Origin of the sequence: Paenibacillus sp. 8b26, from assembly GCF_050626875.1 — a bacterium.
In the GTDB taxonomy this organism is placed as follows: Bacteria; Bacillota; Bacilli; order Paenibacillales; family Paenibacillaceae; genus Paenibacillus.
This window is the reverse complement of sequence record NZ_CP192445.1, coordinates 746,291-758,661: the sequence shown is the minus strand read 5'-3', so window position 1 is coordinate 758,661 and position 12,371 is coordinate 746,291. Positions and strand designations below refer to the sequence as shown.

Sequence of the window (12,371 nt, the reverse complement as noted above, 5' to 3'; positions counted from 1 at the left end):
TGCTGTCCAATTATGATTTGGGTTGAATAGGGATACGGGCTTCAATCCGTTTGGAGCCCTCTTTGTCGTCTGCGGATTTAACTAGCGTGCCGGAAAGATGCTCTCCGCTTGCTCCATACACTCGTTTCGCATTCGCCCACATGTCTTCATTAGGCTCGAAAATGATAACCATGGTGTAACGATTAGCCAGGCTCGGTTTTTTGACCCTCATGCTGAAAGAGCCGTCAGGCATGACTCTGGTTTGATCATCATAGCCGAACTGCCAGCGTCCCGGGAAATCAATAGTGAGCTTGACATCTGATCCTTCCAGCAAATTACTGCGCGCATATACATGATAATAGTTGCCTTCCTGCTTCACATCCGGCTTGATCCACACTTTGGGGCTACCGTAATCCTTTGGTTTGTTCCAGACAGGCTTAACCAGCGGGGTGCTTTGTTCCTGCTCAGGATCAAACTCCGCGCCAATTCGGACTTCTTGCCGAAGCTGTTCCTTTTCTTCGTATTGATATACATAGGGGCCTTCCAATTTCTCACCACCGCTGCCGTAAAGATTGCGTATCGGGTCGTCTTGGTCAGCCGGACGGAACAAAACCGTCAGATCCATGCTGCCCTGTATGCCTGGCCGTTGCACACGAAGTACAAAGCTTCCGTCCTTTTGAACAGTTGCTTCGTCCGTGTACCCGGTGAGCAGGGAGTTTTTGACCGCGAGATTACCCTTAATCCGCGCTCCGGCGGGGAGGTTGGAGCGCCCTGTGACCTTTACGGTTTTTCTGTCTATATTTACGTCGCCTGATATTTCGACATAACTGCTGCCTTGTTGGTGTACAGGGGTGCGATTGGCAGCTCGTTCATCTAGGGAGGACGTATTCTGGTTTGGGTTGCCGGTAACAGTGTAGGCGCGGGCCTCAGCCTCATGTTGGGCCATACTGCGGGTAGAGGCTTTTTCCCTGCTACATGCAGACAGAATTGTCAGCAACAACAAAGTGTATAAAAATATCCAGCCTATTTTAGCCAATCTGTGCTTTTTCATAGTTTCTGCTCGCTCCTTGTTCATAGCTTCCAGATTTAAAGCGGTCAATCCTTTGAAACTTTATGTATTTACCCTTTTTAAAGGTTATGTAATCCTGCCTGTTTTATCCAACAGGGTGCCTACGTGTTTAAACTACTAGCAGAATGGTTAAAAATGGATAGCCTGATCATCCCCTTGGAAAGCAGGGGCAGCATGTTATAAAGGAGCCTGAGTCATATGTCCATTGATCGTTTTATTCTGAAAAAGCTGGACAACTGCCGGGAAGAGCATACACGCGCTAATTTACTGGAACTGTTTAGAATACGAATTGAGAAGGCGCAGAAGTTGGAACGAGGCGGCAAAAAAGGTTATCGCAAAAGAATACTATAAGCAGATTGTTATAAAATGATAGGCTCGGCTAGCTACATGTATCATGTTTCAAAGCCGCTGATACGGAGAGAGTGCTTAGTCACTCTCTCTTTTTTGCTATGATTGCGGAACAAAAAAAAGTCCCTCTTAGTAGAGGGACAGTGCCAATGAATCATTTTCACTAACGCTATGCAGGATGGCTTCACAACCGACAATTTCTATACTGATCAAAGAGTTAAGACATTTTTGAAGGGCACGCTTGCCTCTGGAGATTTTGTTCTCCAAAGTGTTGCTTAGAAGTTTTAACGTTTTTTGTACAGGTTGTTTGTTTTCTTGGTTGAAGTATACGGGAATACGTTTGTTTTGAAATGTAATTAATGTTCTCACAAAAATCACCTCGCTTGAGTTATTTCATGGCTTTATTGTAGTGCCCGTTTCTTAAAATTACCTTAAAAACACCTTATAAAAACATAAAGGTCTGAAAAATTTACAAAGTGTTCACAATACTCTACAGACAATCAAATTTGCTTCTAATCCATCGACAAAATGGCGTATATGCGAATACTGCAAAACTATGAAAGTATAACATATTGATTCTTATGACTCTTTTAAGATATAAAAATACAACTAAAGTCGTGATTTGATAGCTCGAGTGGGTAGTTTGTAACAAATTGACAGTCTAATAGGCGGATGCTACAGTTACGATAGCCATATTTCCATAGAAAATAGGATGTTTGTGTGAGCTTTACTGTATATATTAAGGATCGGGAGGGATGACAGATGATCCTGACCGTGCTTTCGGGACGACAGGAAACAGAGTGGTTTGACATCGAGGTGGCTGATGAATACTCGGTGGATCATTTGAAGCTGATGCTGGGTGTGCGTATTTTTGGTGAGCCTCCTGCGGAAGGAATGCAATATATTATGGAAGCAAAATTCCCGGAGGGTCTTTGGTTCAGAGTGGATGACGAACAACTGCTGATAGGAGCGGGTCTGCGGGAAGGCTGTACGGTGCGTATTCAGCGCGCTTTTTCGACAACCCGGGACGAAGCTCCTGTATATGGACGTCGTTCGCTGTTTCAAAGTGAAAAAAATGGGTAAATACACACATGAAATTATATGAAACCTTGGTAAAATGAAATAGTAAGCAAAAAGGGGGACTTTTGTCTTGAATGTATTATACCAGCGCTCCCCGAGATTAAGACCGGCGCTCCGAGAGGAGAAGCTGGAGATTTTACGGCCTCCGGCTGAGCCGAGCAAGCCGTCTTTTTCCATTATATCTGTACTTATTCCGTTAATGATGACGTTGGTAACGATTGGTTTTTACGTATATATGAGCAAAACAGGCAAGATGGGCAACAGTAACTATCTGATGTTTCAGATGGTTACTGTGGTCATGATGCTTACATCCTATACCATTCCTTTTTTCGTGTATTTGAACAATAAGAAGGAATACAAGCGCAAGCTGGAAGAACGTGACCGGATGTACCGGGAACAGCTTCAGAAGCATCGGGAAGAGCTTGAATTGAAACGCGAAGAGCAAATTCGCACGTTGTATGAAATTCACGGTGACCCGCAAATTTGCGCTCAAATCGTCAAAAACCGTAACAGCTCTCTCTGGGAGCGTTCGCCGGAGGACGAGGATTTTTTGCAAGTGCGTATTGGAACCGGACAAGTTCCGTTTCATATCAAGCTGCAAATCCCGCGTCCGGACGGCTATGACCGAGACCCATTGCTAGGGGCAGCAGATGAACTTGGGGAAGAGTTTCGTCTGGTGGACGCTGCGTCCATTGCATTGCCGCTGTTCCAATCCAAGGTGGTTGGGCTGGTTGGAGAGCGAGAGCACACTCTGGCAGCATTAAGAGTGATTCTGGCACAGGTGGCTGTTCGTCACTCGCCGGATGAAGTGAAAATGGCTTCCTTTTATGATGAGCGGGAAGAAAATGAATGGAATTGGATGCGTTGGCTTCCGCATGTGTGGGACGATGACAGAACCGGGCGGATGATGTCAGACCGCAGCAGCAGTGCCCATCAATTGGCCGACTTTCTGTTTGCCAGATTGAACCGCCGTAAAAACACCCGCAACGAACGTAATGGAAAAGGGATGGAAATCCCGTGTTATGTGGTTGTTTTATCAGATAGCCAGCTAATTGAGGAAGAACCGCTGCTTCCGTTGCTGTTGGAGGACGGACGGGCAATTGATGCGTGTACCATCGTGCTGGCTTCCCGTAAGGAAGCTTTGCCGATGCAGTGTCAGCTAATCGTGGAGGCTTCCAGGGACCAAGGCGTATATGCTCGCAAATCCGAGTCACCGGAGGTTGAACAGCAAAGCTTTAAACCGGATCGTCTGTCGAGAGAGGAAGCAGATGCATTGGCACGATATATGGCTCCTATTCGCTTGAAGCGTTCCTCGGCTTCGGATATTCCCCCTGTGCTGCCTCTGTTCGATATGATGAGCGTAGCGGGTGTGGAAGAACTGGACGTGACAGAGCGTTGGCGTCGTAATCGTCATCCTGATACCTTGCCTGTGCCTATGGGAGTGCGGGCAGGCGGCAAGAAGATCATGATTAATCTGCATGATAAAATCGAGCGCCAGGGACACGGTCCCCACGGCTTGATCGCAGGTACGACAGGTTCGGGGAAAAGTGAGGTTATTCAGTCTATCGTAGCCTCCCTTGCTGCTGAGTTTCACCCGCATGATCTTGCATTTATGCTGATTGACTACAAGGGCGGCGGCATGTCCAATACGTTCGTTAATTTGCCTCATGTAGTAGGCACGATTACGAATTTGGATAATAACCTGATCGAACGCGCCAAAATTTCATTAAAAGCAGAACTGGTTCGCCGACAAAAAATATTAAACGATGCAGGCAATTTGCAGCATATTGATGAATATTACAGATTGCTCCGGCAGCGGCACGCACAACCGCTGCCTCATCTGGTTATTATTATTGATGAATTTGCACAATTAAAACGGGATCAGCCTGAGTTCATGGATGAGCTGATCAGTATTGCCGCCATTGGGCGGACATTGGGTGTCCATCTGATTTTGGCGACTCAAAAGCCTGCCGGCGTGGTGGACGATAAAATCTGGAGTAACTCCAGATTCCGTATCTGCTTACGGGTGCAGAGCGAAGGCGACAGCCGTGATATGTTGAAAATACCGAATGCCGCGTGGATCACGAAGCCGGGACGAGGGTATTTTCAGGTCGGTAGTGATGAGGTGTTTGAAGAGATGCAGTTTGCCTGGAGCGGTGCGCCGTATGTAGGCAACAGCGATATTTCTTCCGCACTTCCTGTGCATGAGGTTAGACTGAACGGCAAGCGTGAAGCGCTGCTGACTGGCGGCGAACGGGCAAGCTCAGGCTTAAAAGGAGAAGAAGCTCCCAAACAGCTCCAGATATTCATTGATTATATTGCAGAAGAAGCTGCCAAGGCAGGGATCGAACGGCTTCAGGGACCGTGGCTTCCGCCGCTGCCTGAATTGCTGGATTTAACTGATTTGTCTCCATGCGCCGAAACGGACAGTGCAACAGCGCCTCAAGAGCTGAAGGCGGTCATGGGTCTGGTTGATGATTTGCCGAACCAGCGACAGGAGCCGATTTATGCATCGCTGGATCATGGTCATTGGGCAGTGTACGGTATGCCGGGCATGGGTAAAACGACCTTTTTGCAGACAATGCTGATGTCGATGGCTCAGCGCTTTCATTCGAATCGTTGGAACGGTTATATCATTGATATGGGTCGAACGATGCGCGACTTTGGGGAACTTCCCCAGATCGGTGCTGTTATGATGGCAGAGGAGGATGACCGAATCAAGCGGTTGTTCCGCTATCTTTTCAAGCTGGTGGCTGTACGCAAGGACATGATCTCCGAAGCTGGTGTCAAAACGATAAGCTCTTATCGACATTCTGTTGTTGAGGATGTGCCGCAAATTATCGTAGTCATTGACGGCTACCTTAATTTCCGTAATGCTTATCCAGATGAAAATGAGTTACTGGAATCTCTTTTGCGTGAAGGTGGAAGTCTCGGCATTACATTTATTATTACAGCGAATCGGATTACCGATGTGTTTGAGAAGTTCCGAAGTAATATTCCGAACGCCGTTTCTTTTGAAATGTCTGATCCGAGTGATTATTATTATGCGGTAGGACGACCAGCCAAAACACCAGGGCCTCTAATCCCGGGCCGGGCTTTGGTTAAAGGGCATATCCCGCCGCTGGAATTCCAGACGGCGTTGCCTTCACCCGGAGAAGATGAAACGGAACGTTCAGCGCGGTTGCGCCGCAATATCGCGGGCATCGTACAGGAATGGAAGGGCAAAAACGCCCCAGCCATTCTTCCGTTGCCCGAGCGAATCCCGTTGGCGGAACTGCTTCAGCAGTGGGACGGGACGAGTGGGCCTTCGGGCGCGCTTCCTTATGAGGTGCCTGTAGGGCTACAGAGCGACGATCTGGAGCCTTTCTTACTGAATCTCAAGGAGGGTCCTAATTTTATCGTGGGCAGTCCTATGGAGGGAGGGAAAACCTCTTTCCTCATGAGCTGGATCATTTCGCTGGCTTATTACACATCGCCGAGTCAATTGGAAGTCTATACGGTTGATACCCGCTATGGAGGCGGGGGATTATCCCGATTGCGACATCTTCCTCATGTCAAAGCTGCTGCTGAAAGCGAGGAAGAGCTTGGACCTTTGGTACAGCAAATTTATGATATCGTTCAACTGAGGAACAAGGACGGAAATGATCCCGAATTGCTGCTGGTCATTGATGATGCGGATATGCTAAGCAAGCAATTGAACGATTTTACGATAAAGGATCAGCTTTCTGCCATTGTGCGGTTGGGACGTGATCGCAACGTGCATGTCGTGCTCTCGGGCGTGCCATCTGATTTCCCAACCTTTGGCGTGGACTGGTTTAATGATGTTAAGGCAAGTCAAAGTGGCATGCTTTTCGGAACACTGGATTCGAATGATTTATCGTTCTTTCGTATCCCCTATTCAGAAGCGAATGCCGCCGCTGGTGGCCTAAAAGTCCTGCCCCCTGGGCAGGGATACTACGTACGGCGCAAATTTACCAGGATAAAAGCGGCAATTCCCTTCTCAGAGCAAGTGAACTGTGAGGATTGGATAACGAAAATTCGTGACCGATGGCATGTTGTAGTTTGAAGGGAGGTGGCTCATAATGTTAACGTTTCAAGCTTCCAAGCAGAAGTTAATAACCCTCAAGTCGAAGGAACTGTTTTTCCTGGCAGGCGTATTGGGTTCTGACAGGCTGCTTGGGGTGGAAGATCCGTTTAAGGGCTATCTGGCAGAAGAGTTGGCGGAAGAGTGGGAGCAGGTAAAAGCCTCTCTTCTGGAAAAGGGTTATCTAAAGCGAGTAGATGAGGGTACTGAGTTGGCAATGCCCCCTACCGTTTTTTCAAGGGTTGCTATCGCGGGATTATCTAACCGGGCTTGCCGCATACGCTATGCGCGGGGCGGCAAGCAGTTCGAAGGTTACCTCCATTGCACGAACGAGCGTGTCGTGGAGCTAGTAAAATCCGTTGATGAACCCGATGAGTACCGCCTGTATGATCTGGGTAACGTGGAGAAGGCTTGCGAGACATTGATTGATAAAATGGGCTGGGTAGATCGGCTCGTGCCTGAATCTCCTGCGCTCATGTTCTCCAAGCAGGCATTTAATGAAATTTACAAGCAATCTGCAGGAGACAGTGTTTCTCAGATTAACAGCAAACTGACCGAGGCGAGCGGAGATGCAGAAGGTTCTGCGAGACTTGCCCAGTCATTGAGTTCCCGTATAGCCGAAGGAGAACTGCAATTACTGGTCTGGAACGGCAGGGAGTGGGAATCACAGCGAGTCGCCTTTGTCCTGTGTCCAACGATGAACTGGATATTTCGTATGAGCTCTAATGGCAACGGAGATTGGCTTATTGCAGCCATGGCATCAAGAGATCAGTTTGTGGATTTATTATTGAATTGGTTGAGACAGTCGGCAGTGACAGAAGAAGTGACAGAAGAAGGGTGATGGATATGCGCATTCGAGTTGAACCGGATGTGCTTCGGGGGCTTAGCGGGCAGCTACAGCATGCGGCGGAGCAAATTCAACAGTTAACAGCAGGGTTGGAGCAGGCGTTACAATCGCTTGATTGGGATGTATCTGCGCGTGAGTCGGTCTTGAGTCATTGGATGCAGGCCAAACGGATGTCGGAGCAGATTCATGCTTATCTCCATACATCAGGTACACAACTGAATCGGAAGGCAGAACAGTTTCAGTCTGTTGACCACAACTATCATACGATTTTGTCATTTGCCAGCCAACCATTAGGACGGCCAGTCACGATGCTGGATTGGTCGAATCAGCAGTCACCGTCTATTTTGCCCGGGCAACCTTCGGAAGGAAGCGGTCCGATTTCGGACCCGCTGTCTGTCGTGCATGCCATTGCTGGTGTACAGTCGTCGGATGCAGGTACACTGAACCAGGATATTTTGAAGCAGGCAACTTCCAGCAACCCTCAGGAATGGTATTTTGCTGACCCGGCTATAGTTAGGGATCAGCCTGTCGCTTAGTAGATTCCCGGGACTCTCATGCTTAGATGTGAGGTTCCTATACATTCAGTTCATAGAATCCTGATTCCTTGGGACTTATTGGGTGCTTATTCTATTGATATTATGCTGTTAGGTGCTGTTTTATAGTCAAAAAGTGGGGTTAATACAATTAGGACCTTCGCCTTTTGTAGGAAATTAAATAAACATAGTACAATTTGAACCAGTTAAACAAAACATTAGTTTTCATCAAGGAGGAATTCATAATATGGCAGGACGTATTTTAATTACCCCGGAACAGGTCGATCAGGTAGCTAACCAATTTAAACAAAGCGGTGAACAAAGCCAGCAGATCGTTTCCAGCTTGACACAATCCATTTCAGGTATGGAAGGTCAATGGGAAGGTATGACCAAACAACGCTTTTTTCAAGAGTTTCAGGAAGCCAGCAAACAAATGCAAGCTTTCGTAACGACTTTGAACAGCATCAGCCAGGAACTGACGGCTATCGCTAACAAATTCCGTACTGTTGACCAAACGAAGTAAGATGCGTGATAAGCATCACCTTATAATATACCACTCTATGAAGAAGCAATATGGTTGAATCATTTCTTATGGTCTGTACATTGGTATAGTGGTTATCAGGAAAAACCGGGCGATCTTCGGACACCCGGTTTTCTTGCCATCCATAGATTGATATAATAGGGTGAGGAAACTAGCATACTGAACGATGTAAGGAGAGGGATGTTCCATGTCTTTTCAACCGAATCCGGGAGATGAATTGATCATAAACGGCACAGCCTATGTGATTGGGCGACATCCTGTTGCACCCGGTTTGGCTTATGCTCAAGCAGGGCGGCAGGGGATCGTATACCAGCTCAATGCCAAAAGCGGAGCGCCGCATGAGGCTAAAGCCCTTAAAGTGTTTTTTCCAAAGTTCCGTATCCCGGCTATGGTTTATCAATCTGAGCATATGGAAGCGTACGGGGATATTCCCGGTTTGCAGGTATGCAAGCGTGATGTGCTCACTCCAGAAAGAAACGGAAGTCTGATCGCCGAGCAGCCTGATTTGTTGTATGCAGTGCTGATGCCATGGATTCATGGGACGACATGGTTCGATTGTCTCACAGCTCAGCAGCAGCTTAAGGCTTCCGATAGTCTGGCTTTGGCCCGGGCGCTGGCAGGGATCGGTTCAGCTATGGAGCAAAAAGGACTAGCGCACTGTGATTTATCTGCGCCGAATGTCATGCTTCCGTTTTTTTCTGAAGTGGAACTGCCTGAAGGCACATCAGCTGTAGAATTGGTCGATGTGGAACAAATGTACAGTACCAAAATGGATCGTCCGGATGCTTTATTGGCAGGTTCGCCGGGGTATGCTGCGCACCGTACCGTTCACAGCGGATTATGGAGCGCGTATGCGGATCGTTTTGCAGGGGCCATTATTATCGGCGAAATGCTGGGATGGTCAGACCGTGTGGTGGTCGATAAAGCGTGGGGCGAAAGTTATTTTGACCAGCATGAAATGCAGACGCCTTGCGAACGTTATTATATTTTACGCAAGTCGCTGGAAGCCCGTTGGGGAAGCAAAGTGGTGGAGCTGTTTAGCCGTGCCTGGGATAGTCAGGATCTGAGCAGTTGCCCTACCTTTGGTGAATGGCTGGTTGTACTCAATGCACTTACCGAGCAAGAGATTCCTGTTGAAGTAGAGACGGTGGAACCCGAGGCGACAGAGGCAGCAGCATTAGCTACTGGCGAGTCCGGGGAAGCTGCATCCTCCTTGGTTGCACCGCTCCAAGCGGAACAAGCTGCGATACTGAACCAGGCGGTCGAGGAGCAAGGAGGGCATGGGGTGACGGACAAGCTGTTCCGGCAGGCGCGTGAACTGGAGAAGCAAAACAAGCCTGCTGCAGCCCTAGAGGTATATCGGTCGTTGTATCATTTTGTAGAAGACGGCAGCCCTCTGCATGTGGAGGTATCGGCTGCCATTACGGGGCTGGAGGAGCAGTTGAACCCCAAGCCGCCTGAGCAGCCTGAAAAATCAGCAGCCTGGTTCCGCTCCAAAACGTTCATTGTGACAACGGCGGCGGCTGTCGTTCTGCTGGCTGTTGGCATTCCAGCCGTGAATATTCTGGCGGATCAGTCCAATCAGCGGCAAATCGAGGCCACCAAGCAGGAAGAAGCCGCAAAGGCGGCGAAAGCGAAGCTGGCTGCCGAGGAGGAGGCCTCTCAAAAGGCACTGACGGAGAAGCAACGGCAGAAAGCTGAGCAGCAGGCTAAACAACAGGCTCTTGCTACTCAAAAGCAGCAGGAAGAGCAGAAAAAACAACAGGCCCTTGTAGCTCAGCAAGTCAAATATGAAGCCTACCTTGCTCAAAAGGAACAAAACAAGCAGGCGGCCGCCAAGCTGGCAAAGCAGAAAGCGTATGATCAGCAGGCGAAATACGAAAAATATTTGACTTGGAAAAAGAACGAGGCTGCCCGCGCAGCGCAGGAAGAGGCAGCACGTAAGGCGGCGACAGAGGCGAAGCAAAAGCAAAAAGCATCAATTCATGCAAGTAACAAACAGAATGTTCTACAGCTTATTTCCCTGTATAACAAGGCTTATGCCTCTCAGGAGGGTGGAAGCACGGCAAAGGCGAAGGGTTTTGCCAATCGTTTTAGAGCGTTGTACGAAAGTAATTCTTCCTATTATCGTTCGGTAGGCGAAGTCGGGTATCGGGCTTCCTCTATCTATAACTTTTTAAGCGATACGAAATTTAGACTGCCTAAAATTTAATTTTTTTTATATTTTCATATCTTGAATGAAGTGGCACAAGATGATAAAAGGTAACTGAGGGGAGCGTGTGCAAACGATGAATTATACCATACAGGCTTCTCAGCGTACCCCCGCCCTGATCATTTACCTGATTGACATTAGCGCGTCAATGAACATGCTCATGGAGGGGCGGCGGCGAATTGATGTGGTCTATGAAGCCATATCACTGGCGATCCGGCAGATGGTTTTCCGTTCGACTAAAGGGAATCGGCTGACTGCACGCTACCGGATTGCGATTTTGGCCTATAGTGACGACGTATATGATCTGCTCAACGGTGTGAAGGGGATTGATGAAATTGCGGCGATTGGTTCGTTGCCCGATTTGACACCCAAACGGTTTTCAGATTCGGCAAAAGCTTTCTTGCAAGCCGAACGTATTTTACAGGCGGAGCTGCCGGGGATGCAGGATTGTCCTGCTCCTTTGGTTTGTCATATGACAGATGGTGTATCCACAGGTGATGATCCGGAACCGATTGCGAAGCGCATTATGAGTATGAGCGTACCGGACGGCAATGTACTGGTGGAAAATATATTTTTATCGGACAGGTTACTGGAAACGCCTATTCAGGACCCCCGCCGCTGGAAAGGTCTTACGCATAATACGCCGTTACAGGATGAACATGCTGTGAAATTGCGTAATATGTCTTCTGTACTTCCTGAAAGCTATCGGGAAATGCTGTTTGAGGCAGATTATCAGCTAGGTGAGGGAGCAGTTATGATGCTGCCCGGAACCTGTCCGGAACTGGTGTCCATTGGTTTTCAAATGTCGGCCGCAACGCCTGTACGGTAAGGAGGTAAACGCATGAATCCACTGCTGTCTCTGCTCCCCACGAGCAAAAGGAAGGGAATGAATGCACGGCTGGCACAGCATTTTGCCTACATAAGCTCTCAGACGGGCGATCAGCCACTATCGACGCATCATAGCCGCTTTATGTGCCGTTATGGTTACGGAAGATCTGCTGAATCTGCCAGTATGGGTGAAAGCGGACAGGATTTCGCCGCAGTGCGTATTCATAAATCCGTCTGTTGTTTTGTTCTGTGTGATGGTGTCGGGCTTAGTTACCAGGGAGATTTTGCAGCCCGCTATTTGGGTTCCTCTTTGCTGGATTGGATGGAACAGGGGCAGGATCTGTCTGCCGATAAACTGGGGCTGTACCTCGAACGTTTGGCAGGCACGGCTGCGGAGGAACTGGATCGGCAGCCTCTGCATCATGAATCGGGGTTGATGCGTTCGGTGCTGGAGGATAAACGTCGTCAGGGAAGCCAGGCGATGTATATTTGCGGTAAAATCGAGCTACCGAAGCGCGGCACCCGTGGGCGTCTCAGACTTGCCTGGCAAGGAGATTCACGATTGCGGCTATGGAACGGTTCGGAGGAGATCAGCCAATTATTTGATCATACCTTCTCTACATCGGAACGCTGGTCCACAAGCCGTGGGCCGATTGGAGGTAAGCCTCATTGGTACGAAAGAAGCATACCCGCAGATATGTCGATGAGATTACAGGTATACAGTGACGGGTTATCCGATTTGGACCCTATTCGTGAGCCTGTCCCTGATGAGCAGATACAGGTTTTGCTGGACGCCTCCCATACCGGAGGGCTTGATGATGATGCTGCATTTATTGAATTGCAGTGGTAA

11 protein-coding genes are annotated in these 12,371 nt (G+C 48.5%); 9 read left to right on the top strand and 2 right to left on the bottom strand.

Annotated features, from left to right (window positions below):
* Window positions 1-10 precede the first annotated feature (10 nt).
* Window positions 11-1,030, bottom strand: coding sequence for a flagellar motor protein MotB (locus ACQ4MX_RS03110; protein ID WP_431089321.1), 1,020 nt, complete (start codon window positions 1,028-1,030; stop codon window positions 11-13).
* A 216-nt stretch (window positions 1,031-1,246) separates the two neighbouring features.
* Here ACQ4MX_RS03110 and ACQ4MX_RS03105 point away from each other — a divergent pair, with 216 nt between their 5' ends.
* Window positions 1,247-1,399, top strand: coding sequence for a hypothetical protein (locus ACQ4MX_RS03105; protein WP_200893384.1), 153 nt, complete (start codon window positions 1,247-1,249; stop codon window positions 1,397-1,399).
* A 126-nt stretch (window positions 1,400-1,525) separates the two neighbouring features.
* On the opposite strand, the gene ACQ4MX_RS03100 is transcribed toward ACQ4MX_RS03105, so the two are convergent.
* Window positions 1,526-1,765, bottom strand: a complete 240-nt coding sequence (locus ACQ4MX_RS03100; RefSeq protein WP_081473730.1) for a hypothetical protein — start codon at window positions 1,763-1,765, stop codon at window positions 1,526-1,528.
* 393 nt (window positions 1,766-2,158) lie between these two features.
* On the opposite strand from ACQ4MX_RS03100, the gene ACQ4MX_RS03095 reads away from it, so the two are divergent.
* The 8 genes from ACQ4MX_RS03095 to ACQ4MX_RS03060 all read left to right on the top strand — a co-directional run bounded on the left by ACQ4MX_RS03095 (window position 2,159) and on the right by ACQ4MX_RS03060 (window position 12,371).
* Window positions 2,159-2,479, top strand: coding sequence for a hypothetical protein (locus tag ACQ4MX_RS03095; RefSeq protein WP_431089319.1), 321 nt, complete (start codon window positions 2,159-2,161; stop codon window positions 2,477-2,479).
* A gap of 67 nt (window positions 2,480-2,546) precedes the next feature.
* Window positions 2,547-6,542, top strand: a complete 3,996-nt coding sequence (essC, locus tag ACQ4MX_RS03090) for a type VII secretion protein EssC (protein WP_431089316.1) — start codon at window positions 2,547-2,549, stop codon at window positions 6,540-6,542.
* A gap of 16 nt (window positions 6,543-6,558) precedes the next feature.
* A complete protein-coding gene (locus tag ACQ4MX_RS03085) occupies window positions 6,559-7,401 on the top strand; it encodes a hypothetical protein (RefSeq protein ID WP_431089313.1) in 843 nt (280 codons plus the stop codon).
* Window positions 7,402-7,406: 5 nt separating this feature from the next.
* Window positions 7,407-7,943 (top strand): WXG100 family type VII secretion target, encoded by a 537-nt coding sequence (locus ACQ4MX_RS03080; protein ID WP_431089311.1) that lies wholly within the window; start codon window positions 7,407-7,409, stop codon window positions 7,941-7,943.
* Between the two features lie 244 nt (window positions 7,944-8,187).
* A complete protein-coding gene (locus tag ACQ4MX_RS03075; protein WP_013309990.1) occupies window positions 8,188-8,463 on the top strand; it encodes a WXG100 family type VII secretion target in 276 nt (91 codons plus the stop codon).
* Between the two features lie 205 nt (window positions 8,464-8,668).
* The gene (locus tag ACQ4MX_RS03070) at window positions 8,669-10,693 is read left to right on the top strand and encodes a hypothetical protein (protein WP_431089308.1); all 2,025 of its coding nucleotides are present in this window, start codon (window positions 8,669-8,671) and stop codon (window positions 10,691-10,693) included.
* Between the two features lie 76 nt (window positions 10,694-10,769).
* The gene (locus ACQ4MX_RS03065; protein ID WP_025685035.1) at window positions 10,770-11,522 is read left to right on the top strand and encodes a vWA domain-containing protein; all 753 of its coding nucleotides are present in this window, start codon (window positions 10,770-10,772) and stop codon (window positions 11,520-11,522) included.
* Window positions 11,523-11,534: 12 nt separating this feature from the next.
* Entirely contained in the window at window positions 11,535-12,371 is an 837-nt protein-coding gene (locus ACQ4MX_RS03060) for a hypothetical protein (protein ID WP_431089304.1), read from the top strand.

Coding starts and splice junctions, on each gene's coding strand:
- ACQ4MX_RS03110 (WP_431089321.1), bottom strand. CDS start 1,030: ATGAAAAAGCACAGATTGGCTAAAATAGGCTGGATATTTTTATACACT.
- ACQ4MX_RS03105 (WP_200893384.1), top strand. CDS start 1,247: ATGTCCATTGATCGTTTTATTCTGAAAAAGCTGGACAACTGCCGGGAA.
- ACQ4MX_RS03095 (WP_431089319.1), top strand. CDS start 2,159: ATGATCCTGACCGTGCTTTCGGGACGACAGGAAACAGAGTGGTTTGAC.
- ACQ4MX_RS03085 (WP_431089313.1), top strand. CDS start 6,559: ATGTTAACGTTTCAAGCTTCCAAGCAGAAGTTAATAACCCTCAAGTCG.
- ACQ4MX_RS03080 (WP_431089311.1), top strand. CDS start 7,407: ATGCGCATTCGAGTTGAACCGGATGTGCTTCGGGGGCTTAGCGGGCAG.
- ACQ4MX_RS03075 (WP_013309990.1), top strand. CDS start 8,188: ATGGCAGGACGTATTTTAATTACCCCGGAACAGGTCGATCAGGTAGCT.
- ACQ4MX_RS03070 (WP_431089308.1), top strand. CDS start 8,669: ATGTCTTTTCAACCGAATCCGGGAGATGAATTGATCATAAACGGCACA.
- ACQ4MX_RS03065 (WP_025685035.1), top strand. CDS start 10,770: ATGAATTATACCATACAGGCTTCTCAGCGTACCCCCGCCCTGATCATT.
- ACQ4MX_RS03060 (WP_431089304.1), top strand. CDS start 11,535: ATGAATCCACTGCTGTCTCTGCTCCCCACGAGCAAAAGGAAGGGAATG.